This is a genomic window from Candidatus Poribacteria bacterium, from assembly GCA_021295755.1.
In the GTDB taxonomy this organism is placed as follows: Bacteria; Poribacteria; WGA-4E; order WGA-4E; family PCPOR2b; genus PCPOR2b.
In genome coordinates this window covers 1-26658 of sequence record JAGWBT010000014.1, presented here as the reverse complement: position 1 = coordinate 26658, position 26658 = coordinate 1, and the positions used below count along the sequence as shown (strand labels likewise).

22 protein-coding genes and 2 pseudogenes are annotated in these 26658 nt (G+C 49.7%); 15 read left to right on the top strand and 9 right to left on the bottom strand.

Going from position 1 to position 26658, the window contains the following annotated elements:
- Positions 1–84: 84 nt before the first annotated feature.
- The 3 genes from J4G02_03345 to J4G02_03335 form a co-directional block, all read right to left on the bottom strand.
- A complete protein-coding gene (locus tag J4G02_03345) occupies positions 85–1020 on the bottom strand; it encodes a sugar phosphate isomerase/epimerase (GenBank protein MCE2393629.1) in 936 nt (311 codons plus the stop codon).
- A 121-nt stretch (positions 1021–1141) separates the two neighbouring features.
- Complete coding sequence (locus tag J4G02_03340; GenBank protein ID MCE2393628.1) at positions 1142–1573, bottom strand: VOC family protein; 432 nt, start codon at positions 1571–1573, stop codon at positions 1142–1144.
- 305 nt (positions 1574–1878) lie between these two features.
- Entirely contained in the window at positions 1879–3438 is a 1560-nt protein-coding gene (locus J4G02_03335; protein ID MCE2393627.1) for a thiamine pyrophosphate-binding protein, read from the bottom strand.
- A 1268-nt stretch (positions 3439–4706) separates the two neighbouring features.
- Between J4G02_03335 and J4G02_03330 the strand changes: the two genes are divergently transcribed.
- The 5 genes from J4G02_03330 (at position 4707) to J4G02_03310 (ending at position 10114) form a co-directional block, all read left to right on the top strand.
- Positions 4707–5147, top strand: coding sequence for a CBS domain-containing protein (locus J4G02_03330; GenBank protein MCE2393626.1), 441 nt, complete (start codon positions 4707–4709; stop codon positions 5145–5147).
- A 3-nt stretch (positions 5148–5150) separates the two neighbouring features.
- Entirely contained in the window at positions 5151–5693 is a 543-nt protein-coding gene (locus tag J4G02_03325; protein ID MCE2393625.1) for a CBS domain-containing protein, read from the top strand.
- A gap of 47 nt (positions 5694–5740) precedes the next feature.
- Positions 5741–7579: a 2-oxoacid:acceptor oxidoreductase subunit alpha gene (locus J4G02_03320; GenBank protein ID MCE2393624.1), complete on the top strand. Its 1839-nt coding sequence runs from the start codon at positions 5741–5743 to the stop codon at positions 7577–7579.
- Positions 7576–8622, top strand: a complete 1047-nt coding sequence (locus J4G02_03315) for a 2-oxoacid:ferredoxin oxidoreductase subunit beta (protein MCE2393623.1) — start codon at positions 7576–7578, stop codon at positions 8620–8622. The genes J4G02_03320 and J4G02_03315 overlap by 4 nt, the downstream gene beginning before the upstream one ends.
- A 445-nt stretch (positions 8623–9067) precedes the next feature.
- The gene (locus tag J4G02_03310) at positions 9068–10114 is read left to right on the top strand and encodes an ABC transporter permease (protein ID MCE2393622.1); all 1047 of its coding nucleotides are present in this window, start codon (positions 9068–9070) and stop codon (positions 10112–10114) included.
- Between the two features lie 290 nt (positions 10115–10404).
- Here the strand turns inward: J4G02_03310 and J4G02_03305 are convergent, their stop codons facing one another.
- Positions 10405–10557, bottom strand: coding sequence for a hypothetical protein (locus J4G02_03305; GenBank protein MCE2393621.1), 153 nt, complete (start codon positions 10555–10557; stop codon positions 10405–10407).
- A 584-nt stretch (positions 10558–11141) separates the two neighbouring features.
- Here J4G02_03305 and J4G02_03300 point away from each other — a divergent pair.
- The 6 genes from J4G02_03300 (at position 11142) to J4G02_03275 (ending at position 20172) form a co-directional block, all read left to right on the top strand.
- Complete coding sequence (locus tag J4G02_03300; protein ID MCE2393620.1) at positions 11142–13076, top strand: S9 family peptidase; 1935 nt, start codon at positions 11142–11144, stop codon at positions 13074–13076.
- Between the two features lie 492 nt (positions 13077–13568).
- The gene (locus J4G02_03295) at positions 13569–14801 is read left to right on the top strand and encodes a threonine synthase (protein ID MCE2393619.1); all 1233 of its coding nucleotides are present in this window, start codon (positions 13569–13571) and stop codon (positions 14799–14801) included.
- 77 nt (positions 14802–14878) lie between these two features.
- Entirely contained in the window at positions 14879–16057 is a 1179-nt protein-coding gene (locus J4G02_03290) for an aspartate/tyrosine/aromatic aminotransferase (GenBank protein MCE2393618.1), read from the top strand.
- A 16-nt stretch (positions 16058–16073) separates the two neighbouring features.
- Positions 16074–17426 (top strand): insulinase family protein, encoded by a 1353-nt coding sequence (locus J4G02_03285; GenBank protein ID MCE2393617.1) that lies wholly within the window; start codon positions 16074–16076, stop codon positions 17424–17426.
- Positions 17423–18688, top strand: coding sequence for an insulinase family protein (locus J4G02_03280; protein MCE2393616.1), 1266 nt, complete (start codon positions 17423–17425; stop codon positions 18686–18688). Before J4G02_03285 ends, J4G02_03280 begins: the two co-directional genes overlap by 4 nt.
- A 530-nt stretch (positions 18689–19218) precedes the next feature.
- On the top strand, positions 19219–20172 hold the full coding sequence (locus J4G02_03275) for a phosphotransferase (GenBank protein MCE2393615.1): 954 nt from the start codon (positions 19219–19221) through the stop codon (positions 20170–20172).
- A gap of 41 nt (positions 20173–20213) precedes the next feature.
- On the opposite strand, the gene J4G02_03270 is transcribed toward J4G02_03275, so the two are convergent.
- From J4G02_03270 to J4G02_03255, 4 genes and pseudogenes are all read right to left on the bottom strand, one after another.
- Positions 20214–20894, bottom strand: coding sequence for a glycerophosphoryl diester phosphodiesterase (locus tag J4G02_03270; GenBank protein MCE2393614.1), 681 nt, complete (start codon positions 20892–20894; stop codon positions 20214–20216).
- Between the two features lie 182 nt (positions 20895–21076).
- Positions 21077–21406: pseudogene (locus J4G02_03265) on the bottom strand (redoxin domain-containing protein).
- 9 nt (positions 21407–21415) lie between these two features.
- The gene (locus J4G02_03260; protein ID MCE2393613.1) at positions 21416–21559 is read right to left on the bottom strand and encodes a redoxin domain-containing protein; all 144 of its coding nucleotides are present in this window, start codon (positions 21557–21559) and stop codon (positions 21416–21418) included.
- Positions 21560–21640: 81 nt separating this feature from the next.
- Positions 21641–22809 (bottom strand): annotated as a pseudogene (locus tag J4G02_03255) (aminotransferase class V-fold PLP-dependent enzyme).
- Positions 22810–22846: 37 nt separating this feature from the next.
- Between J4G02_03255 and J4G02_03250 the strand changes: the two are divergent.
- Entirely contained in the window at positions 22847–23617 is a 771-nt protein-coding gene (locus tag J4G02_03250; protein ID MCE2393612.1) for an AAC(3) family N-acetyltransferase, read from the top strand.
- 246 nt (positions 23618–23863) lie between these two features.
- Here the strand turns inward: J4G02_03250 and J4G02_03245 are convergent, their stop codons facing one another.
- On the bottom strand, positions 23864–24682 hold the full coding sequence (locus tag J4G02_03245; protein ID MCE2393611.1) for a GNAT family N-acetyltransferase: 819 nt from the start codon (positions 24680–24682) through the stop codon (positions 23864–23866).
- A gap of 660 nt (positions 24683–25342) precedes the next feature.
- Between J4G02_03245 and J4G02_03240 the strand changes: the two genes are divergently transcribed.
- The 3 genes from J4G02_03240 to J4G02_03230 all read left to right on the top strand — a co-directional run.
- Positions 25343–25795 (top strand): hypothetical protein, encoded by a 453-nt coding sequence (locus J4G02_03240; protein MCE2393610.1) that lies wholly within the window; start codon positions 25343–25345, stop codon positions 25793–25795.
- Positions 25722–26054: an Ig-like domain-containing protein gene (locus J4G02_03235; protein ID MCE2393609.1), complete on the top strand. Its 333-nt coding sequence runs from the start codon at positions 25722–25724 to the stop codon at positions 26052–26054. Before J4G02_03240 ends, J4G02_03235 begins: the two co-directional genes overlap by 74 nt.
- A 269-nt stretch (positions 26055–26323) precedes the next feature.
- A partial coding sequence (locus J4G02_03230; GenBank protein ID MCE2393608.1) for a hypothetical protein occupies positions 26324–26658 on the top strand: 335 nt, incomplete at its 3' end.

Sequence of the window (26658 nt, the reverse complement as noted above, 5' to 3'; positions counted from 1 at the left end):
CCGAGTATGAAGCGTGAGACATAAGTTGGTGCGTTGGTTCATTTAGCCCCAGCGGGGCGACATGTTTATAGCACTCTTTTGGGGTTACACCGCTTCAGCTTCAACCTTGTGGATGAGTGCCTTGAGATTCGCGTAATTGATGCGCATTGCTTCTTCAGCGGAGCCGCTGGGAGGTTTGAAATGCGTCGCGACCGATAGCACCGCATCGCAGCGATGATCGCGCAGGTTGCGCAACACCGTCAGGTAGTCAACGTCACCCTCACCGATAGGACAATACTCGAAATTGAGATTCAGTCCATCAATTACACGTAGATCTTTCAGGTGGAGCCCATGCAAGTACGGACGCACATTGTCAAAACCAGTCGTCGCTGTATCCGATTCACCACAGTTTGTGTTATCTGCGGGACCCCACATGACCTTAAGCCGTTTTGAACCGACGGCTTCGGCGACACGGCGGAAGTTGCCGGTCGTATTGGTATAGTTCCAAGGCATCATACTGAGAGCGACATCAACGTCGTATTTTTCTGCTGCCTCGGCGACCATCGAGAATGCCTTTATCAGCTTTTCCATGTCAATATCGGCGATGACACCTCCCCGCGTCCGCCAGCGCATGGGCCAAGTCGGCTTACCAGCGGTGTACTCGCCGGGCCAAGCGAATGTGAAAATATTCACCGCAGGTATCCCCAGACGAACGGCAACCTGTAGGGAACGCTTAAAGTTATCAAACTCCTTGCGAAATGCCGGGTGTGTCTCCAACGTGTCCAGATCCAAATCGGTTAGATGAAGGCCCTTGAAAGGGTTGCTCGCACCTATCACGAAGATCTCTAGACCGTGTTGTGCAACGCGCTCCCCCATGCGATCTATCTCAGCATCGCTCATCTCAGCGATCGGCGGTTCATCAGGTAGACTATTAAACCAAACATACTCTGCGCCAATATCCTTTGCCTTTGCCAAGGCCTCATCGAAGGGAAGGCGCAATTCAGGGAGGTACATACCGAGTTTGAAACGATAGTCAGTCATTTTTCACGTCCTATTCGGAAAAACTTTCACCGGTTCTCAACCTTTGAAGCAAGCCGGTGAGGCTGTCGCAAAGAGTTCACTAGTTCATTTAATGCACCAATCAACCAATTCTTTTCACGTTTCACGTTTTACGTTTCACGTTCGGGTGTAGTGTCGTACCGGGCCAATTTGTATCAGTGCCGTTGACATCGACGGTAATCCCGTCCGGATCTTCCACCTTGAATGCGAGCTCTTCGAGATTGTCCGGGTCCAGCGGCTCTTTACCGCCCAAACCGTCAGAGAAAATTTCGTATCCCATCTCCCGTAGCCGTTTCGCCGCTGCTGCAACATCAGGTACGCCGACACCGATATGCAGGTAATCGAGCATTCCACCTAGATGCGCTGGCCGTTCCTCGCCTTGGTGTTGGAACACAGCGAAATTGTGATAACCGTCCGTCAGATCATAGCGGCTTCCGCGCTGTTGGGCAACCTGCAATCCCAGACCATCCCGCCAGAAACGGATTGAGCGGTCAAGGTTGGAAGCGCGTATTCCCACATGAAGTAAGGTACTCATAACAAATTCTCCTTTTCTTGTAAGTGAGATTTTCTTCCCCATTCTGCCATGGCAGATATTGGGGAAATTCTTGTTCTAGACAAGCCTCAACTCCGTCAATCGTATGGCAAATCATCTCTGAAAATGAAACCAGCGAAAAACGAAAAGTCTAGGTGTGCCTATTTTTGCGTATTGGGTAGGCAGCCTACCCTTCCGCGCTTTTCTCTGCGGTGAGCTTTCAAAAAGACTCGTTTCTCACCCCTCAGTAATGAACCAATGAACCAATGTACTAATGAACAAATGGCCTTCACGTTTCACGCGCCTAGTTAATATTGCCGGTCCATTCTACCAACAGGCACCTCAATAACCCGTGGCGCATCAGCCGCCAGCGCCTCACGTAACGCCGATTCCAACTGCCCGGCGTCATGCACCCTGATACCATGCACACCGTACGCTTCGGCTAACTTGACAAAGTCCGGATTGTACAGTTGTGTTCCCAATATATGCCCGTCGAACTGTTCGATTTGGGCGCGGAGGACGTTTCCATAAGCGTTGTCGTTGAACACAATCACCACCACATTGATGCCATACTGAACGGCGGTCGCCAGCTCCTGAGAATTGTACAGGAAACCACCATCACCGGAGGCAACTACCACCGCCTTATCCGGTTTCGCTAGCTTCGCGCCAAGTGCCACTGGAAACGCAACACCGAGATTACCCGCCGAAATGAGGTAACTTCTCGGCTCATACACCGGATAGTAGCTACGGCTGTAATATCCAATCTGGTTCATGCCTTGAATGAAAATACCGTCGTCAGGAATCGCCGCCCGGATTGCCTGCATAAATCCCCATTGCGGTTGGAGTTGAATCTTTGGATCAAACCGTTCAGCATTGATAGCGTGTACCTCTCCCCCACAGCTTGGACGCGCAGACACTGTAGTTGAAACGATACGATAAATCGCTTCCAAACAGCAGCGTGCGTCCCCCAAAATGCTGAGACAGTTGTTAGCTGTACGCTCGATCTCCGCCTCATCTATATCAATCCGAACGGTTCGTTGCTTATCGGTGTCTCCACTGAAACTCCTTGTTGTTCCCACAGCGAGAATAACATCCCGTTGTGCGAGCCATTTTCGGAGCGGATCAAACCGGAGTTCCCCCATACCGAGAGAAAGCGGGTGACGGTCTGATATTACCCCTTTGCTCTCACGACCCGTCACCACCGGTGCCTGAAGATGCTCCGCCAGCGCTTGGAGTGCTTCTGAAGCTCCTGAACGCTGCACACCGGTCCCAGCCCAGATAGCAGGACGTTTTGCCGCTGTGAGAAGGTGTGCCGCTTGGGCGATGTGCTCCGAATCGCCAACAGGCGGGTCGTATGACACCGGCTCAAATAGCTTGACCTCCGCCTCCGCTGCCAACACCTCATGCGGAACCTCAATATAGACGGGACGTGGACGACCCGTTTTCAACTGGCGGAACGCTTCATGGATGACCACCGGAACATCAGCGGGGTTAGCCGCCCGCGCTGCCCACTTGGTGATCTGTTGTATCGAAGGCATCTCGTCGCTACTGCTCTGGTCATGTCTACCGGTCACCACCAGTATGGGTGAAGATACGGAATGAGCCGTTGCGATGCCGGTAGAGGCATTCAACACACCCGCCCCCGGAATCACCAACGCCGTTGCAATGTTTCCACTGACACGGGCATATCCGTCCGCCATGTGGGTGGTTGCCTGTTCGTGCCGAGTCGTGAAGTAGCGGATTTCCGGTTCCTCGTAAATGCCATCAATCGCTTCATACTGCCCTGCACCGGGCAATCCGAACACTACCCGTACCCCTTCTCGGTACAGCGATTTTGCCAGTGCTTGACCTCCGGTCATCTTGATCATTATATTTTTCTCTCCTATGATTCCAGTCAAAACTATGTGGGTTTGCTATCTACGATGCACACACGGCAAGTATAATTGTCAGCGAGTTATTTTAGACACTTTATCATATATCCTGTCAGTTGTCAAAGCCAAGTTGAAAAACTGAATCCGCTAAGGCAATTGCATCTATCATAGGAGTTAGACAATCGTAGCCACAGATTTCCTAATCTGTGATCCCCGCGGGTTAGGATAGAGACATTTAGTTCTCCGTTATAGCTCATGCCCCGTTGTTTGTAGTAGCGCAATTCATTGCGCGCGCTTATGCCAGTTGTCATAGGTGTCTTTTATCCGCGCTTATCCGTGATTCAGATGGCTTTGAATCCCGTGCCGTTCCTGCCTGCCCTGATGTATCGAGGAGCATTCCGACAAGTCGGAACCTGTCCCGCCTGTCCCGATTTATCGGTGATCTATCGAGGCAATAATATGGGAGAATTTAATCCCTCTGCGTCCATTTCTTTTTATTGTGGACAGTTGATTAACGTGGTGATATAATTGTCATCAACCAAAGTAGTTTGGCTCATGCTAAGAATTAGTACAGCCGACAAATCGAAATGTGTTAAGCTTGGATTTTCGGGATGTAAACACCTGATTCAAACAGACAACGGCACCACAACTAGTAACTAGCGTAGTTATAAAAAAATAAACGCAGGATTTACGCATTTTAGAGTTTTGACCTGTCAGGAACTTGCCAAATCTCTGACATTTAGCGAGGTTATGTTGCCATTTAAGTGAAACATGGCTCATAAACAGGGCGTATTTGGCAGGGCAGCAGGCCGTCTACACGCCCCTTCTGTCGAGTGGTAAAAATCTACAAACGCCCTGGAGATAGGGCCCATCGGGGTTCAGAGAGACACCCGCCAATGATGGACCCCCGATGTGGGGTTGAATTTTTTTCTGGGACCTGACAGGGCCCTGCCAAATCACCAAATCGTGCCGGTGGCCATTGAAACGGAGAGGTAGGTTCCATGCCACGAGAATCCCGAATATCGGGACTAGCGGAAAGGATTGACCTTTACCGTTCAACTGCGTAAATCCTAATAATAAACACTGACCCTTTTGTTGGAGTCACTGTGCCCAATTATTCATTTACAGATGCCTACTTTGACCCATTTCAACTTGCAAAATGACGAAGTGTATGCTACCATTTGCACACGATTACCGATGACTCACGTAACCAGTTTTCTAAAAGAGACATAACTGATTCAGTCGTTGATTGAAGGGAGAAAACCATGGACGCGCAAACCTTATCTTTACCGATTAGCATACTGAACCTCAATCAACCCTGCACTGTGGAGATGGGGACACCTATTTCGGAAGTTATCGACCTGATGCAGGAAGGGCGATTTGGGTGTGTGTTAGTTGTTAATGCACAGGAGCGGCTCACCGGCATTATCACGGAGCGGGATTTACTCGTTCACATCTCCGAGGTGCGGGAGAACCCCGACGAGGTTCAAGTAGATGATATCATGACGCCATCGCCGGAATCGTTGCGCCCCACTGATTCAATGGCATTTGCCTTGAACCTTATGCACCTCGGGCACTTCCGTCATATTCCGTTGCTGGTTGGAGAATCCGATGAAGATGAAGGGGTATATCCCGCTAGTGTGGTATCAAGTAAGGATATCGCGAACTATGTTGCTGCGTTTTTGGAGGAAGGCAAGGAGGGATGAACCATGCTTTACCAAGAAATCGTTGAAGAAGAAATGGCTATCATGGATGAGGAAACCCCCGATGAGCCATCAAAAACCTTGAGTCCTCACGAAATTCATGTTCCGCTTCACTCTTTGATGCATCCCCCCGTTACAATTGACACAGGAGGGAGCACACAAGAAGCTATCGATCGAATGCTCGACAATAAGGTTGGTGCCATCCTCATTGTCTCCGATGGCGTTCTCAAAGGAATTTTCGGTGAGCGGGATGTACTGCTAAAAATTCTGAACAAACCGGTAGGCGATTTGACACAAGTTCCTATTGAACAATTTATGAAAGCCGACCCGCAGACCGCACAGGTAGCAGATTCCCTGGATACAGCGATACTGTATATGGCGAAAGGTGGTTACCGCCATATACCCATCGTGAACGAACAAAACCAGCCGGTTGGCATTGTGTCAATTCGTCACATTATCTCTTATCTTGTTGAACATTTTCCACAAGAGGTGCTGACCCTGCCGCCAAAACCGGATAATGACGCGATGCAAGCCCGTGAAGGAGCGTGAGTCCTGCCTTTGTGAGGACAGGTATAAATAGAAAGAAGGATAGATGGATGAAAAAAAAGAAACAATCGATAGAGGAGGCGACGATTCTGTTTGCGAGCGATTCTGGCGGTGGCGCGCAGAGCATTGGAACGCAAATGACCGAGGCTTCCGCAATCGCAGGGAATGATGTTGCGACGTTGCCGGATTATCCTGCGGAGATTCGTGCCCCTGCCGGCTCGTTGGCTGGGATTTCGGGGTTCCAGCTCCGCTTTTCCAGTTTGACGATTCATACGCCCGGTGATCTCTGTGATGTTCTCGTGGCGATGAATCCAGCAGCACTGAAGGTCAACGTTGATAAACTCAAACCGAACGGAATCCTTATCGTCGATACAGATAATTTCGCCCCACGCAACCTCAGACTCGCTGGATATAATAGTAATCCCCTTGAAGATGGTTCGTTGACACAATTTCAGGTATTCCCGATCGAACTGACTCGCCTCACCAGAGAAGCATTGAAAGACACAGGTCTCACGCAGCGCGAGGTCGATCGGTGCAAGAACTTTTACGCGCTTGGGATGGTGTGTTGGATGTATAACCGCCCAATGGACTATGCGTTTCAGTGGCTCGAGGAGAAGTTTGCCACAAAGCCACAATACATCGAAGCCAATACACTTGCATTGAAAGCTGGCAATATATATTGCGAAGTTACGGAGCAGTTTGCGACCTCTTATGAAATCAAGCCAGCCAAATTTGCACCGGGGAAATATCGCAATATCGAGGGGAATATGGCAGCCGCACTGGGATTGGTTGCTGCTTCTCAAAAATCTGGATTACAGTTGGTTTACGGCAGTTATCCGATTACGCCTGCAAGCACTATCCTCCACGAATTAGCAAGGTATCGAAATTTCGGGGTTAAAACAATGCAGATGGAGGATGAAATTGCAGCGGTCGGTGTGGCAATTGGCGCAGCGTTCAGTGGAGCGTTAGGTGCCACTGGAAGTAGCGGGCCCGGCATTGCCCTCAAAGCAGAAGCGATTAACCTCGCTATGATCGCCGAACTGCCAATCGTTGTCTGCAATATTCAGAGAGCTGGCCCCTCGACAGGTATGCCCACAAAAACCGAACAGGCGGATCTTCTGCAAATGTTTTATGGTCGAAACGGCGAATCACCTCTCCCCGTGATTGCTGCTTCACGTCCCTCCGATTGCTTTGAAACGGTCTATGAAGCTTGCCGAATCGCTATCAAATACATGACGCCAGTGATTTTTATGTCAGATCTTTATATTGCCTTTGGTGCCGAACCTTGGCTCATTCCGCAGGTATCAGATCTGCCGGCAATTGGTGTGGATTTTCCGACCGACACCAACGGGTTTGAACCTTATTTGCGGGATGAAGCAACGCTAGCACGTCCTTGGGCACTTCCGGGCACTCCCGGTTTGGAACATCGGATCGGTGGTTTGGAAAAAGAAGACGGCTCAGGGAATGTCAGTTATGACCCCGATAACCATGAGCAGATGGTTCATCTCAGAGCAGAAAAAGTCGCTCGTATTGCAGACGATATTCCACCCACAGAAATATATGGTGAAGAAAGCGGGGAACTCCTTGTGTTGAGTTGGGGCGGAACCTTCGGGGCAGTCAGAACAGCCGTTGAACATAAACAGGTGGAAAGCAAATCCGTATCGCATGTACACCTGCGCTATCTCAATCCACTTCCCAAAGAGATTGGCGACATTATGAAAGGTTTCAAAAGCGTGCTCATTCCTGAACTAAACTTGGGGCAATTGCGCCTACTGATTCGCGCAGAGTATCTGGTAGATGCCGTCGGTCTCAATAAGATCCAAGGACAACCGTTTCACGTATTTGAAGTTGAATCTAAAATTGATGAGTTGTTAAGAGGTGCCGCATGAAAAATAGAACCTCCAGTCCAATACCAGTTGCTGTCCAGACGCTAACAAAGCAAGATTTTACCTCTGATCAAGATGTTCGCTGGTGCCCAGGGTGCGGGGACTACTCCATTCTCGCCCAAACCCAACGGATTCTGCCAGACCTAGGTATCCCGAAGGAAGATTTCGTCTTCATCTCCGGTATTGGCTGTTCAAGTCGTTTCCCATATTACATGAATACTTACGGCTTTCATACCATCCATGGTCGCGCACCCACTATCGCTGCAGGTGTAAAAACTGCTAACCCTGACTTATCAGTTTGGGTAATCACCGGTGATGGCGATGCGTTGTCAATCGGCGGCAACCACTTTATTCACCTGATGCGCCGCAATCTTGACATCAACGTGTTGCTGTTCAACAACCGTATCTACGGACTCACGAAAGGGCAATATTCTCCGACTTCTGAGCAAGGCAAAAAAACCTACTCAACGCCGATGGGATCGATTGACAACCCCTTCAATCCGATCAGTCTGGCGCTCGCTTCTGGAGCAACCTTTGTTGCTCGATCTCTTGACAGAGATCCCGAACATCTCCGAAATGTCATCAAGGCAGCTTTCGACCACAAAGGCACCTCATTCGTCGAAATTTATCAGAACTGTAACGTCTACAATGACGGTGCATTCTTTACCTACACCGAAAAGGAAACGAAAGCCGAAAATACGGTGTTTTTAGAACATGGTCAACCCCTAGTCTTTGGAAAGGACAGTGACAAGGGGATCTGCTTGAACGGATTTAAGCCCGAGGTGATCTCTTTGACCGATGGTGTGCCCACCACCGAAAACCTGATTACCCATGATCAGTTCGCCGAAGATCGAACATTGGCGTACTTCCTCAGTCGTATGACGGAAGTGCCGGGGTTACCTCATCCAATCGGCATCTTTCGGAGCGTTGAGCACCCCTGCTATGAAGGTATGATGACCGAACAGATCAACAGCGCTAAAAAGCGGATGGGAGAAGGCAATCTGGATGCCCTACTCAATGAGGGCGATACGTGGGTTGTTGAGTGAGATGTAACTATATTAGGACCTACGCAAAAGGTAGGAGGTATACTCCGTATGCCGTAACCAGAAACACCTGCCACGTCCCGTTCCGAAGATCCCGATTTATCGGGGCTTGCGCGCCCATTTCTGGGGTTGGCTTTGAGCGTGCAGCTGCGTAAGTCCTACATATTTTAACTTTTGCAGAACGCTGTTTCAGATTTGGAAGAAGGGATGATTGGGAGTTTGTCTGTCTTCCCTTCTCCACCAGACCTTCCTCATTTTCTTCCCTTTTGTTCTTCGCTCATGTTAAGAAATTGTGCAACCGAAACCGATTAAGTTCATGAGCTCACCGGTTTATTAATGAACCAATGAACAAAGTCCTTTCACGTTTTACGCATCACGTTTTACGCTTTTTGTGTTTTGCACTTTATTTCGACATGAGCCCTGTTCTTTTGTCGTCCTTCCAATCTTAATGCGCATCAAATCCACCCAGATCCTTTTTCCAATCCTCATCACTCTCTTAGCCCTTTTCATCAATGCGCTCATTATGCTCGTGTGTGGTTATCAGCCGATAAAGGCATTTGTCGCTATGTATCAGGGGGCGTTGGGGGGAATGCGGGAGGTGACGGAAACGTTTGTTAAAACCTGTCCACTCCTACTGACGGGGCTGGCTGTAGCGTTCGCATTTCGGTGTGGTGTTTGGAACATCGGAGCAGAAGGACAATACCTCATCGGCACACTTGTCACCACATGGATCGGAACATCAATTACCAACCTGCCACCACTTCTCTTTATCCCTCTGGTTCTGGTACTTGGATGCATCGCGGGAGGATTTTGGGGGGCAGTCGCCGGATTGCTCAGAGCCTATCGGGGCGTGCAAGAGGTCATCAGCACCATCATGCTCAACTTCATTGCACTTGAACTAGTCCGTTACTCTATAGATGGTGGACCCTTGCAAGAAGCGGCGCGAGCATATCAACAAAGCGAAAGAATCGCAGCAAACGCTGTGCTACCCCGTCTACTTCCAAAAGAATGGATTCCACACAACAGATTTCACTTAGGGATTATCCTTGCACTTATACTTGCCGCTATCTTATACTGGGTCCTGTTTCGCACGGTCCTTGGCTATCAGATACGCGCGGTCGGACAGAACCAAGTTGCTGCACGGGTCGCAGGCATCAACATCTCTCGAAACATCATCATCGCTATGTTAATCAGCGGCGGGTTAGCAGGACTAGCAGGAACTATTGAGTTGATGGGGTTGAGTCCCCATCGACTCTATCAAAATGCGCCGGGATATGGTTATACGGCCATTGCCGTTGCGCTGCTCGGAAGACTGCATCCGATTGGCGTTATCTTTTCGGCGTTGCTCTTCGGTTTGCTGCAGGCTGGTTCCGAGGAAATGCAGATAATCGCCCAGGTCCCTTCAAAACTGACGTGGGTAACACAAGCCACCGTACTCCTTCTTGTTTTGGGGTTTAGCATGTATGAGGACAGGCGGGCTAACAAGCACAAGTAAACATCGCGCCTCACGTACAAATAATGTAGATAGGACTTACGCAGCGCGTTCATAAGTCCCCCTGAGTTTCCAAAGTCCCCCTGACAAGGGGGATTTAGGGGGTTAGGGATTTAGGGGGTTAGGGATTTAGGGAGTTAGGGATTTAGGGGGTTAAAAATCGAAAATCTACCCCCGTGTGCTAAATTTGCGTAAATCCTGGTAGATCTACAATCACAAAGCATTTCTGAGGGATTGTGCGACTTTATCTAACTCTGAACGCACAGGTTTACTGAAATACGATTCGCTGAATATCAGACCAAATCCGTTAGCCCCAGCGGGGCGACATGCCCCAAGTCCTGTAATCGTGGCGGCAGATTGCCTAATCTGCCAATCGGGGCAACCAGCGAACTATGGACGGCGTCTTCTCGCTCCACAGGAGCGACATGTCTATAGCCGAGCGACATGCCCCAAGTCCCGTGCTCCAGAGGAGCACAATGTACATTTTGTCCAAATCACAGATTAAAACAGATTCAGCGGAACACACACATAAGACGGAGCATTTAGCCCCAGAGGGGCGATATGTTTATAGCACACCGATAAACAAATACCCGAAAGCCCCAGCGGGGCGACATGTGTATCCAAAGGGGGAACATAAGAAGAATGAATCAACCAACCGACTAATGAACCAATGAACTCTTGAACAATGTGGAAAAAACTTTCTCACTAAACTAGCACCAAAGGTTATAAACAGATAGGGTGAAACCCAACTCCGTTTTTCATCAGGAAATTTCCTTTTCAAAAAATTATTCCATAAAAGTGGTCTTTTGTACCGCAATCTGTTAGATTGTGATTTCCTCCTACAAACTAACAGTTTGCGCTACTTATGTCAGATTGCCCGATGCTTACAGTGTTTGCCGAATTCGCAGCATCAAAATGTCAACACGCCCTAATAAAGTATTTTTTTTCACCTTGATCTACAGCTTGTTTTCTACTACACTACTCCTCAATTTCTACTTAAATCAAATCTTTAAAAATCAAGGAGGAGATGATGACGCAACCGCAGGTGGCACCCTACGGCTCTTGGAAATCCCCAATTAGCGCAAATCTCATTTCGACAGAAGGGCGCTGGATAATAGAAGCCCTAGCCGATGAAGAAGATATCTATTGGATTGAGATGCGTCCGACCGAGAACGGTCGCTATGTCATTGTTCGACGGACCCCGGACGGAGAAACGACCGATGTGACTCCACCCACTTTCAGCGCACGAACACGCGTCCATGAGTACGGTGGGGCGGCACTCGTTGTCAGTGAAGGGGTGGTCTACTTCTCTAACTTCGTAGATCAGCGCATCTACCGTCAAACGTGCGAATCAGAACCGCAACCGATTACCCCCGACGCAGATCTACGCTATGCCGATGGCATTGTCGACGTCAAACGGAACCGTCTAATCTATGTCCGTGAAGACCATACCGATACCGAGAATGAAGCCGTCAACACATTGGTAGACCTCCCATTGGATGGCAGAGACAGCGGGCAGATACTCGTCTGCGACAACGATTTTTATTCTTCGCCATGCTTGAGTCCCGATGGTACGCGTCTGGCATGGCTGACTTGGAACCATCCGAATATGCCATGGGATGGCACTGAACTTTGGATCGGTGAGATCAACACAGATGGATCTCTGAGTCACACCGAATGTGTGGCAGGTGGTATTGATGAATCGATCTTTCAGCCAGATTGGTCGCCAGATGGTACGCTATACTTCGTTTCTGACCGAACGAACTGGTGGAATCTCTATCGCTATCAAGCTGGAACCGTCGAACCGGTATGTGAAATGGAGGCAGAGTTCGGGAGACCGCAGTGGATATTTGGTATGTCCACTTATCGGTTTGTCTCTGCCAATCAGATTATCTGCACCTACACGCAGGATGGTATCTGGCATCTAGTACTTTTGGATACCGTAACACGAAGTCTCGATCAGATTGATACGCCCTACACATCAATTACCAACCTGCAAGTCATCCCCGGCGGAGTCCTTTTCAACGCCAGTTCGGCGACGGAGCCAGCGTCAATCGTCCGCCTTGACCTTGCCACGGGACAATTCGAGGTCGTATGCCGCGCAAGTGAGATAGAGATTGATGCTGGATATTTCTCAACTCCACAAGCGATTGAGTTTCCAACCGAAGGTGGTCTGAGTGCCCACGCCTTCTTTTATCCGCCACAAAATTGTGATTACACCGCACCGACCGATGATCTGCCCCCGCTCCTCGTCATCAGCCACGGAGGTCCTACCTCAGCAACTTCGACTGCGCTCGACCTAGAGATTCAATACTGGACGAGCCGGGGGATTGCTGTCCTTGATGTGAACTATGGGGGTAGCAGCGGCTACGGTCGCGCCTATCGCCAGCGGCTTAACGGTCAATGGGGGCTTGTTGACGTCGACGATTGTGCGAACGGAGCGCGATACCTCGCCGAAAACGGATTTGTGGACGGTAATCGGTTGGCAATTCGAGGCGGAAGTGCAGGCGGCTACACAACACTCTCGGCGTTGACATTCCGGGACGTTTTCAAAGCGGGTGCCAGCTATTACGGGATCAGCGACCTTGAGACGATGACGAGGGACACACATAAATTTGAATCCCGCTATCTGGATAGCTTGATTGGACCCTATCCTGAAGAACGGGATCGCTACCGAGAGCGCTCACCGATCCATTTTACGGATCGTCTTTCATGCCCCTTAATTCTGTTTCAGGGACTTGAAGATAAAGTTGTGCCGCCCAATCAGGCGGAGATGATGGTCGAAGCGTTGCAGGCGAAAGGGTTGCCTGTCGCTTATGTTCCGTTTGAAGGCGAACAGCACGGATTCCGCCGCAGTGAGAATATCCAGCGATCACTTGAAGCGGAATTCTACTTTTACGCGCAGGTCTTTGACTTTATACCCGCGGACGCCATAAAACCAGTGATGATTGAGAACCTGCCGTGATGCCGTTAATCATTAAACCCCAACGATTGTTAATTTTCCCTTGCCTTTATGTGGGAGCGTATGCTAAAATTAAACGACCTTTTAATAAAATAATCCAATTTGCTATTAGTAGGTATATTGCTTCTACTACAATTGCTCTTAATGAACTGATGAACCAAACAGGTAAACGAATTAGAAAGATGCGACAATCTCACTTCAACTTTCCCCCAATTGCTCACTTTGCTATCATGACCATGTACATGCCGGGCATGGGCATTGCTGCTGGTGTGGTGTCCATGCGTGCGAGGCGAAGTGAAAATAGGCAGATTTAGTCATGAATTGGGATTGTTTTTAACATATATGCTTTACAGAATTGCCTATTGTCACAGCCGTGATGATAGGCTTTTTTATTGTCTACATTTTTAATGAAACGGTCAATCGACATTGTCTCGTAAAATTGACCGACTGTTTGATAGCAAATCTTTCTTATCTTTTGAACCAACGGAGACGAACATGACCGAAAAAGTACTGGGATTGAAATGTCGTGAATGTGAAAGGCAGTATCCCAAAGAACCACTCCACGTGTGTGAGTTCTGTTTTGGACCACTTGAGGTAGACTACAACTACGAGGTAATCCAGAAGTCAATCTCACGAGAATCTATTGAGGCCGGTCCCGAAAGCCTCTGGCGGTATGCCGATCTACTGCCGATTGATGGTGAACCGACCGATGGATTCCATTCGGGATTCACCCCGCTAATTCGAGCCAAAAATCTAGAAGCATTGCTTGGTGTAGAAGCACTCTATATCAAGGATGATTCTGTGTGTCACCCAACCCTATCCTTCAAAGATCGTGTCGTTGCAGTTGCGCTAAGTAAGGCGAAGGAGTTTGGATTCGATACCGTATCGTGCGCCTCGACCGGCAATTTAGCCAATTCCGTCGCCGCAAACGCTGCAATAGCAAACCTCAACTGCTTCATCTTTATTCCCGCTGATCTTGAGATGGGAAAAGTAGTAGCTTCGCTCGTTTACGCCCCAACGGTGGTCGGAATTGCGGGAAACTATGATGATGTCAACCGGTTATGCAGCGAGGTCGCAGGCGTCTATCCTTGGGCGTTTGCCAATATCAACATCCGCCCATTTTACGCAGAAGGTTCCAAGACATTTACCTATGAAATCCTTGAGCAACTCGGTTGGGAAGCACCGGATCACATCGTTGTACCCGCAGCGGGTGGATCGCTCATCACAAAGGTGGGCAAGGCGTTGAAGGAATTTCATATGCTAGGACTGATCGACAAGCCACAAACCCGTATCCACGTGGCACAGGCTGAAGGTTGTGGTCCAATTGTCACGACGGTCAAAGACGGCAGCGATTTTGTTAAGCCCGTTAAACCGGATACCATTGCCAAATCTCTCGCGATTGGCAACCCCGCTGACGGGATTTATGCTGCTGATACGGTGCGGAATTCGGGTGGACACGGGGAGCATGCGAACGATGGTGAGATTGTCGAAGCAATGAAGCTTCTTGCTGCGACAGAAGGCATCTTCACGGAAACAGCGGGCGGTGTTACACTCGCGGCAGCGAAAAAGCTGATTGAAAGTGGACGCATCAGTCGAGATGAGCGGATTGTTGTCAGTATCACCGGCAACGGACTGAAGACCATCGAAGCGCTTGAGGGCCGAGTGCCCGAACCGCATGTAATTCAACCACAACTGAACGCATTCCGGAAATTGATGACAACACTTTAGACGACGCCATTCCAAACTGTCACCCTCTTTTTCTTGACCAGCCCGGTCAAAATGCGAAAAATTAGGAGTATACAACCATGAAATTCTTCGACACGGTAGAAATGGCGCCACCCGACCCTATCTTGGGGCTTAACGCGGCTTTCAAGGCGGATCCACGGGCGAATAAAGTGAACCTGAGCATCGGTGCCTACAAGACCGATGATCTCCAGCCGCTTGTGCTTGCAGCGGTCAAAAGAGCAGAGCAGCAAATTCTGGCTCAGGGCATGGATAAGGAGTACCTTTCTCAAGATGGCAACCCGGAATATGTACAGCGATCCATTAGATTGGTATTCAATACTGAGCAAGACAATATCTTCGGGGCACAGGCACCCGGTGGGACCGCCGGTGTGAGACTCGCTGGCGAGTTCCTTGTCCATATCGAAAGCGAAGTCATCTACGTTCCCGATCCCACTTGGGCAAACCACAATCAAGTTTTTGCAAAGGCTGGCCTGGAGGTCGCGTCATATCCGTACTATGATGCACAGCACAGGGAATTCACCAAGTCGCGCATGATCGAAGCGATCACCTCCATCCCTAGTGGAAGCCCAATCCTACTTCACGCCTGTTGCCACAACCCAACCGGACTCGATCCAACCCCAGCGGATTGGGAGGAAATCTCCGCAGCCATCAAGAGGCAGGAGCTGCTGCCGGTGTTCGACTTCGCTTATCAAGGTTTTGGACGTGGTATCGATGAGGATGCAATGGCAGTCCGCCACTTCCTTGCTGATGGACATCAGATGCTAGTCGCAAACTCCTATTCCAAAAACTTTGGGCTTTATGGGGAGCGAATCGGCGGATTCTATGTTGTTACGACTGATACAGCAACCGCCGAACGGGTTAAATCTCAAGTCATGCGAATCATCCGTGCCAACTACTCCAACCCACCCCTTCACGGTTCCCGCATCATTGCGGCTGTCCTCGCCTCTGACCCCCTCAGACAGGAGTGGGAAACCGAGCTTGCGACCATGCGGGAACGAATCTCCGGCATGCGTAAGGCGTTGGCTGAAGGCTTGAACGCAGGCAGTAGTTCGATAGATTTCAACTTCATGTACAAGCAGAGCGGGATGTTCTCTTATTCCGGGCTTTCCAAAAACGCCGTGGATAGATTACGCGACGAATATGCTATCTATATGCCGACAAACGGTCGCCTGAATGTGGCAGGACTTTCACCCAAGAACTTGGATTATGTTGTAGAAGCAATCTTGGCCGTGCTATAAGCGAAAGGAGGCTATTATGACCAAACAGATTGAATCCCGATCTGAAATCATCGAACATCAATTATCTAATGGATTGAAAGTGTTGACCAAAGAGGTGCACGCAGCCCCTGTCGCTAGCAGTTATATCTGGTACAAAGTCGGCTCGCGGAATGAACGTCCCGGACTCACAGGCGTTTCCCACTGGGTTGAACACATGCTTTTCAAAGGTACACCGAAGTTCTCGAAAGAGGAACTAGGGCGTTTCATTGAAGGCAACGGCGGCAGATGGAATGCGTTTACTAGCAACGACTATACTGCGTACTATGAGACCCTACCCGCGGATAAAATCTCGGTTGCGCTCGCTTTGGAATCGGATCGGATGCAGAACAGCGTGTTTGATCCGGAGGAGGTCGAAGCGGAACGCACGGTAATTCTTTCGGAACGTGAGGGATATGAGAATACACCCCATTTCGTGTTGAGGGAAGAGGTGCAGGCGACTGCGTACAAGGCGCACCCGTATCAGTGGGGTATCATCGGTTGGCCCTCAGACCTCAAAACAATGACCCGCGACGACCTCTACAACTACTACCGCCAACGTTACGTGCCGAACAATGCAACCCTTGTCCTCGTTGGAGACTTTGATACTACTGATTTGATGAAACAGGTTGAAACTCACTTTGGTCCGCTTGCTATTGGGGAACCGATCACGGGGCCCTCGACGGTCGAACCGGAGCAGCGCGGTGAAAGACGGGTAACGGTTCGCAAGGAAGGAACGCTCGCTTATGTCGCTATTGTCTACCACATCCCTGCGGCCGGGGACCCAGACTTCTATCCACTAGAAGTAATTAGCACCGTGTTGAGTATGGGGAAAACTTCACGGTTCTACCGCGCCTTGGTTGATAAGCAATTGGCAACTTCCGCCTATTTCTATCCAGATTTTTCCAAAGATGCGGGACTGGCTTGGACATTCGCAGAAGCACAGGTCGGTGTTGATCCTCCCACACTCGAAAAGGTACTTCTAGAGCAGATAGACCGGATCCAGAATGAGGTGCTCACAGAGGCGGAACTAGAAAAGGCAATCAACCAAACAGAAGCACACTTCATCTTCTCCCTCGACAGCGTTTCAAGTCAAGCGGCGCAGATCGGCTACTACGAAACGGTCTACGATTACAGATACCTTGATGCCTACCTCGACAACATTCGGGCTGTCACCCGCGAACAAATTCGTGAAGCTGCCCAGAAATATCTCACTGAAAATAACCGCACAGTTGGATATTTTCAACCAATTTCACCGGGACATGGCGGTACATCCGGTGAAGATACTGCACCCGCTCTGCATCATACGAGGCACCCCCGTCTGTGTCAGATCCAAGGAGGAATTGAAAGATGAATAACCATCAGCCGCCACCCACACGGCACGTCTTTGATAACGGTCTGACGCTGCTTGTCCAAGAGAACCATTTCAATCAAACGGTTGCGATCAGTGGACGACTAAAAGCGGGCAGCATGTATGACCGACAAGGGTTCTACGGGCTTTCAGATGTCGTTGCCAATATGCTGACGAAAGGAACCGAAAACCGGACATGGGAGCAAATTGCCGAGGAGACCGAATCTGTCGGGGCAAATATAGGCGTTGCGGCCAGTACCGAGACAGTGAGCATTGAGGGGCGCCTACTGTCAAAGGATTTTGATCGAGTGCTTGACGTGCTTAAGGACATCCTACGTGCTCCTAACTTTCCGCAAGAAGAGATTGAAAAACATAGGCGTCAGGTTTATAGCTGGCTGAAAGCGTGGGAAGATGAAACTGATGATGTTGCAGATCGGTTGCTTCGAGAGGCTGTTTATCCCGACGGACACCCTTACCATTGGCGCGTGCAAGGGACGGAGGAATCGGTCAAAGGCATTCAAAGGGAGGCACTCGTTGATTTCCATGCGTCTTATTATCGACCCGATTCGCTCCTCCTAGCGATTGTCGGCGATGTGAAGACACAGGCGATTATTGAAAAAATCGACGCCGCAATCGGGGATTGGAGCGTAAATGGCGAAAAACCACCCTTCATGATTCCAGCGGTGGAATATGGTGAAAAACAAATTGTAGTCCAACCGATGATGGACAAGTCGCAAGCAAATATCGAGTTGGGGCACAAAGGAATTACCCGAACGAATCCAGACTTTTACACGATTAATCTCATGAACGCTGTCTTGGGTGGAAGCGCAGGGATTGCCCGCCTATTTGGTCGTGTGCGCGATGTACAAGGTCTCGCATACAGCGTCTGGAGCTCATTCACTCCATCAATCGGCGAAGGGCTTTTCCATGCGAGTGCAGGTGTCAATCCCGCCAACGTGGATAAAGCCATTGAAAGCATCCTGCACGAAATCGAATTGATGAAATCCGATGGTATCACAGAAGAAGAATTCTCAGATGTGCAGAACCTAATTGTCGGAAATTTCGCGCTCACCCTTGAAACGAATAGGGGGCTCGCCGCAGTGCTCCTAACCGCAGAGTTGTACGGGTTGGGACTCGGCTATCCTGAGCGGCATGAATCAATTTACCGGAATATCACCCGTGCACAAGTGAACGCTGTTGCCCAGAAATATCTACATCCGGATCTGTGCAGTATCGCAATCGCGGGACCATATCATGAAAAATAATAGAATAGGACTTACGTAGTTGGTGCATAAGTCCCCCTGATCTTCCAAAGTTCCCCTGACAAGGGGGATTTAGGGGGTTAAAAAAACGCTCATGTTAAGAATTAGTGCAGCAAAAGCCACAAACACTTGCAACCCGATTTATCAGGGGTTACTCTCCCCCCGCTTGTGGGGGGATTAAGGGGGGACGAAGGGGCCCTTCACTTCATATTTTGCATTCTCTTTTTACATGAGCCAAAAAAAATCTCACGCCGTGTGCTAAATTTGTGTAAGGCCTGAGAATCAAATTGCTGAATTTTTGCTTGAGGGTGGGGATTATGGTGAATTCTAAAAATAAATAGACACTTTCGCCCCTCTGTGCAGCAATCCCGATTTATCGGGGCCGGTAGGTGCGGTTTCCTAACCGCACCGGTTTGGAGTGTCTCATTAATTCTAAGATTCACTATAGATGTATTGAAATAAGCGAACTTCCTCACATTATCAAATCTTGTGGTCAATTTGTGGCAGGATAATGCCAGCACAGAGAAACAGAAATGGTCCTGAACGGTAATAATTTTGAGGATTTACCAGAGAAAGAGCAGGTTTATCGATTGCGTAAACTTGCTGACGCTGCGCTAGAAAAATTCGGTTTTAACCAGTACCGGCTCACCCTTCTACAGCATCTCGTGAATACGACGTTTCGTCTGGACTGCGATCGTGGACGATTTCTGGTGCGGATTCACAGGGCAAGGTCACGGACAGCAGTAGCGTCAGAATTAGCTTGGCTTGAGGCACTTGTTCACGAGACAACAGTATCTGTGCAGATACCACAACGTTCCCTCGATGGAAAAATGATTGTGGTAGGGGAGCAAATCGGGATGCCGGCGCCTTATCCGGTGACAGTTCTCTCTTGGCTTGAGGGGCAGATACTTCCTCAAGATCACCGTTCACCGCATCACTTTTATAGGCTTGGACAACTAGTTGCCAAACTCCACCATCACGCTCAACACTGGACGCCTGCTTTTGAACTAGATAGACCGCTTTACGATTCTACCAGCGTACTAAGAACCGATAATATATTTGGGGAGGAGGCTGTTACCTATAAGCAATTGCCAGAGGACGTTCAGGAGTATCTACGAAGGCTGCATGAACAGTTACAGGAAGTCGAACAGCGGTTTGGGAAAAGTCCCGACCAATTTGGATTGATTCACTCGGACTTGAGTTTCGGCAATGTACTCTTCACGACTGAGGCAGTTTTGCCTATTGATTTTGATGACTGTGGGTTTGGATACTATCTTTACGATCTGGCGGTTATATTAGCGGGACCTTGGGAAAGGCCCGGTTTTCAACAACGGTGCAACGCTCTTTTGCACGGGTATCGGGAAATTTGCGAATTACCTGATGAGCACCTTAGCCTAATTCCCACACTCATGGCTATGCGTGCTTCGTCGCTAGGACAGTGGGACCGAGTTAAAACTTTGTTACATACCTCCTACGTTGACCTTTGACACACTTGGGTATTCAGTTTTCTTGTATTGAGCAGCTAGAATCACGAGCGTCCAACCGCAATTAACAGATCCGGACGATTCGATCCAATGGCGTCAACCCCCAGATCGATAACACGCTGTATCTCCTCAACCGTGTCAGGATTCCACGCACGAATCTTGAGACCGTGTGCATGTGCTTGCTGAACAAGCGGAGGGTCAATGTTCAGATGTTGGATATGTATCGCTTCCGCACCCATATCAATTGCCTGTTCACACGCATCGGGAGGTGGATCCGCCCACAATGCGCCTAGCCTCAAATTCGGATTAAGCTGACGCGCTTCGCGTAGCCGTTCATGGATAAACGAAGTCAGAAGCACCGCGTTTTCCATGTCGTTCTGTATGACTGCTTGGATAACCGGCCCAGCGGTGTCGGGACCTTTCAGCTCAATCTGGAGAATCACCTTCCCACGCACCAGATCCATCACCTCCTGTAGCGTGGGGATACGCTCCCCTTTGCCGGCGTCCAACTGTTTCACTTCTGCTAACGTAAAATCGGCGATTGCCCCCTGTCCATCGGTTGTCCGATCCACAGTGGTGTCATGGATGACCACCAAGTGTTGATCGCTTGTGAGATGCACATCAATCTCTATCTGATCAACACCGAGATCTATCGCCTTCTGCATGGATAACAGTGTATTTTCTGGTTCAAGTTTTGCTGCGCCCCTGTGTCCCGTTAAAATCATCTGAGTCCTCTTTTTATCGTGAATTCTAAAAATAAGTAGACATGTACCAATCCTGGTCTTGGAACGGACAACTCCAACCTGCGCGAAATTTTCAAAGTCCCCCTGATAAGGGGGATTTAGGGGGTTGGCTGTGTATTCGGAGTGTCTAACTAATTCTAACGTCTACTATAGTTGTGATTATCTTAAAGTGCTTTCAAGGCTGCGACGATATCCTCATGTTTAGCGAGATCAAACTGATGTGAGCCAATATACATGAACCGGATAATTAAATCCTTATCAATCACGAATGTCGCAGGGCGAGCGATATTATACGCATCAAGGCCTAGCCAGTGGTACACCCCATAGCTTTTAATCACCTCTCGCTCTTTATCCGTGAGCAGCGGAAAGGTGATGTCATGCGTTTCGGCATATCGACGCACCTCACGGGGCCATTGACCAACAATGCTAAGCACCGCAGCCCCCAAGTCTGTGTATTCACTACTGTTGCGCTGTAGGTCTCCTAACTGGCGACGGCTGTTCGGTCACCACGTTCCGCGAAAGAAGGCGAGGATGACAGGCTGTTGACCGAGATACGACTCAAGACTCACGGTCTCACGCTGAACAGAGATCAATGTGAATAGCGGCGCCTTATCACCGATGTTGAGAATCTTGTTTTTTCGTGGCATAATTTATCTTACTTCATAAAACTGTAGGCGGGGCATCTTGCCCCGCTCGTACGTGCCAATAACTCGGTTTCTGCCCTAATTTTAAGGATTTAATTCTTGGCGAATCCTCTCGGCAAGCGTTTCGGTGTTGGTGTCGTTCAAGTGCAATGGATTAATCAGCAATTTCCCTTCTCGGAGACTACCGTGGCTGACATAAATCGGTGGGACACCGCTCCGGAGACTTTGGCAGATCTCCATCGCCTCTCGACCAACAGCCACTTCATCAATCGTGATTTCCAGCAGTGGGAGACTTTCACCATCTTTTTTATCACGGAGGCTGCATTCCGCGGGCGAACCGTTTAACTTTTCCACGATCCGGTTGAGGCGTGCATGTGCCTTGGGGACTTCTTCATCGTAAGCGCCAGAGGTGAAAAGCTGCAACGCCACAAGCAGGGCGATAATTTCCTCCTTTGACACCTTAAAGCCGCGCCCTATACCGTGTCGTGGGATGCCACGGAGTTTTGCCTTGTCAATGAGCGATGCCGGTGGATTCCAGAGTTCTAGATGGTCGTCCATATCCAACAGTTGTACAATGGCAGGTCCAATGAGATCGCGCCGGCCGCAGAGAATCCCTGTTGACTGGGGACCCCGAATGGACTTGCCGCCGCTGAACGCTACCAAATCTGCCCCCGTCGCCGCAATCGACTTGAGGTTGCTACGCGGCGGAAGTTCACCCGCTGCATCTACCAATACAGGCAGTTGATGCCGATGTGCAACATCAACAACCTCTTCGAGCGGAGGTCTGGAGGTCGGACTATATACATAGAGGACGCCTGCCGTATTCGGTCCAAAGGCAGCTTCATACTCCCACGCTTCAGTTCGACGCACGCCTGCATTTGCGACGATTTCGTTGAAGCCGACCTCAACAAGTACCCGCTCCGCTGCTCGCGGGCAACGATAAACTCGTTGGGAAATCCGTCGCAGTGCGGCAGCTGCTCCATTCGTTCCAAGTCGTAGCCTGTCAAGATTGCAGCGCTGCCCAAAGTCAGGGCGGACGCAGCGCCGGCGGAAACCAAACCGGCTTCCGTTCCAGTCGCGTCCGCAATAACTCTGGAGGCAGCTGCCTGAAGTTGTTCAAGCGGCACCGACACACGGGCAGCTTTATTAAACGCATTCAACACCTCATCGGGCATCGGTGCACCGCCGAGACGAGTCACCGCTCCGGAGGCATTAATAATCGGTGTAACTCCAAATTGTTCGTAAATTCCCATAGATATTTCCAATCTGATCAGTTATTATAAGGCTACCATGAAAACACCACACACACGTGAAACACTTACACATGACCTGAAAAACCTGGGCGTTGAATTCGGGGATACGCTCTTTATTCACTCCTCCTTTAAAAGTCTTGGACCTGTCGAGGGTGGGGCAGGAACTGTGGTCAGCGCGCTTGAGAATGCCGTTGGACCAGAGGGACTCATCTTGATGCCCTCGTTCAATCTCCTCGATGGAAGAGAGTTGCGGGTGAGCACATGGAACATCAAAAAGACACCGTCCACTGTCGGATGGCTCACCGAGTTTTTCCGCCAGATGCCCAACACCTACCGCTCCGACCACTACTCCCACTCGGTCGCTGCACGGGGGAAAAATGCGAAAGCGTTTGTGAGCACCCACCTCAGCCGTGAGGGATACAAATCACCGTGGGACCATGAGCCGTGGGGGAAAACTTACGGCACACACTCCCCAATGCAGAAGGCTTATAAAGCCGACGGAAAACTGCTCATGCTCGGTGTTGACTACAACACTTCGACGTATGTTCACTTCGTGGAAGTCCTCTATTGGCATGAGTTGCTTGAACGGGATTCCGAAATGCCTTATCCCGCGCTGGATCGACCGCTACTTGGAGAATTCTGGGACGAAGTAGGAAACCTGGACCGGGGATTGCTGGGAAATTCTAACTGCCGACTCTTTCGCATTCAGGCATATATCCATACCCTCTTGCGTGAAGTCAAGACAAATCCCGACCCTTATCTGAAGACACGCCTTCCTAAACACCTCCACAGCCGGCCAACGGGTTGAAGCAACCCTTCTCCTTATCTAAAGACGCGCACCTACAGCCCTTGCGCTGATTAACCAGTGATGCTAATTTAGAACTTAGGACTTACGCAGCGGGCTCATAAGTCCCCCTGATTTTCCAAAGTCCCCCTGACAAGGGGGATTTAGGGGGTTAAAAATAAAAAATCTACCTCTCGTGTGCTAAATTTGCGTAAGTCCTGTAATGAACAAATGAACTCAATATCCTCGCCAACTCGTGCCAACGGTTGATTAATCTCTTAGCGGTGGTTTGATCTCTTTATTGATAGCCCAGTCGGGATAGTAGTTATACACCTCGGCGCCGGGATATGGAGTGCCGAGCGGCTGCGGCGCTGCATAAAACGGTCCGGGGGTTCCTATCATCACCGACATAATAAATTGCAACCCCACCGATCTAAGTGTGCGAGCAGAGCGGACATTCCAAGGGGCAGTTGAAGCAAAGACGAACCGATTATTTTCCAGTATCCAACGTCCAGCTGCACTGACCACGGCACGCCCCAACCCACGTCCTTTAGCTTCCGGCGCAGTATCAACACCGATTTCCCAAACACGGTCATCTTCAGCCTGAACCGCTGCAAGTGACACTAACTTACCGTCCTCGAAGATGCCGAAACCAGTCATCGCCTCATCCTCAAAGCAGTGCCAGAAAATACGATGATCGACCGTTTCAGCCAATTCTTCCGCAGACAACTGCACAGGACGGTCATCCCCCGCATCCCGAAAACAGTTTTCGTCACCGACGTAGAACCAACTCGGTCCCCACACCCCGCAGCCATCAGGCAACAATACACGCGCAAGCTCATACCCGCCGAATGTCGAGAACAACTCATCCAAACTCAGGTTTGCGACGATCGGTTTAAGTTGTTCGAGCCACTTCCTTTCCGTTGTGACAAGACCGCGCTCACCAACTCTTGCCGCGAATAGCGGGCTTGACGCTCCTTCCTCAGTCTTAACTACCGGTATCGGTTCTGAACCTAGCAAATCCAGTTTTGCCCCAATCTTCTCGTCCAGCCACGGACGAAGTTCCTCAATAAGGTTTGATGCATTCATCGCTGTTATTTCCCTTCCGATTCGTGCTTTGCACTTTCTTTTGACATGAACCTCTATATTTCGCTTTAGTGCCTTCCCGCAGCATGCCTACGCATCCCTAGCTTCTATTTCTCGTATATCTTTGCGCCTTAATTTTTCGGGGATGATAGGCGATTATAAGGAAATAATCAAGGAAAAAATAAGGGATTTGACCGCTAGGCAATCCGGTGAACATGATTAGCGGAATCGGATCATCGAGCCGATCTTATACCGTTTCTGAATAATTGTGTCGCATCAAGTTTTGTGGGAAAGAGGGTTTATGGGAGCGGGTGTGTGAGTATGTGAGGGAGCGTGTTTTTTAACTCGCCTCCTCGCTTCCCCTTTCTCTCGCCGCCATACTCCCCCGCCTCCTCGCCTCACGTTTTACGTTTCACGTTTCAACAATACGTTATCCTTTGTCAGAATTGGTATTATCTATCGTGTCTGCACTTTCTCAGGATGTTTTACCTGCTAGCTATCAACTAACTCCATCAGAAGGCACATTTTCTACGACCACAACCTTGACATTCAAGCTCTCGGATGATTTTCTTCTGTTTGGAACTTCACACAGTTAAAGGTTTGATATAGAGAGAAAGTTATTGGTGGGAAAAACTCCACAGAAAGGAAAAAACAGTGCACAGAATGTTAAGAACTACCATCCTAATCACATTTGGGATGCTCATTATCGGTATAATCGGTGGTTGCGATGGCGATCCACCTGAAGAGGTTACGGACCCGTCCAATCCAACAACAAGCAGGGACACACCTCCACGAACTGATGATGTCCCTCCGCACACAGGACCCCCATTTCTCGTAGATCCTCCTGCGGGTGGGGAAATTCCCCCCAATACCCAGTTTTTGCTGACCTTCGAGGAGGCTGCTGTAGCGGTGACAGTCAATGGTGTCCCAGCCACCGGAGCCGGCCTCAACTGGAGTGCATCGCTGGCGCTACAGGAAGGAGACGGTCAAATCCTGACCCTAAACGTTAGCTGGACAAACCGAGACGGTAGTTCCGGCTCTCATGTGGTTGGTCCTTATACTGTTAGGGGCCCCGGATACAACGCCGCCGAGAATCACGGATGGCACGGTAGCTGATGGAACTGTAGATGTCGCCCCTGCTCCAATCAGTGGCGGCGGCTTCCGGTTTGACTTCGACGAAGACATCACAGGAACCGTTAAGCTGACCGATGAGACAGGTGCTGACCTCAACTGGATTGCAAACGTATGGGGGCAGACAGCAACGTTGACCGCGGTTGCAGGACAGGAACTTGCAAATGAGACAACCTACAAGATTGAAATTGATTTCCATGATGGGGCTGGCAATGCTCTACGGACGACGATTACTTCGGTATAATCAGTGGTTGTGGTGACGATCTATCTGAAGAGGTTACGGATCCACGGCAATCAGAAGATGATGTTGGACCCCCCTCTGCGACAGAGGTTGTGATGGATCCACCAACACGTACAAACGCTGGTAGAGTTTTGTATGTTCCCCCACGCACAGAGTTCACGTTGACGTTTAATGAGGGAGTTGTAGCAGTGACGGTCAACGATACACCCGCCACAGGTTCGGGTCTCAATTGGAAATAGAGCGCACAGCCTGCTTTACCTGAGGAATCTGTAATGCTACACATTGAGTGGAAAAACCGAGACGGTTCAAAGGGTTCTAAAACAGTTGGTCCTTATGAAATTCAACATGCTCACGTTGTACCTCCGTCAATTACGAGTGGGACAGTCTCCTATGGCGATACAGATGTAGATCCTGCGCTTATCAATGGGGTCGGTCTCCGGTTCGATTTTGACGAACCCGTCACAGGCACCATTAAACTAACCGATGAAGCGGGCACCGACCTCAACTGGGTTGCAACTGTGGCCGGCCAGACAGCAACGTTGACCGCAGTTGCAGGACAGGAAATGGTCAACGAGACAACCTACAAGGTTGAAATTGATGTCAAAGA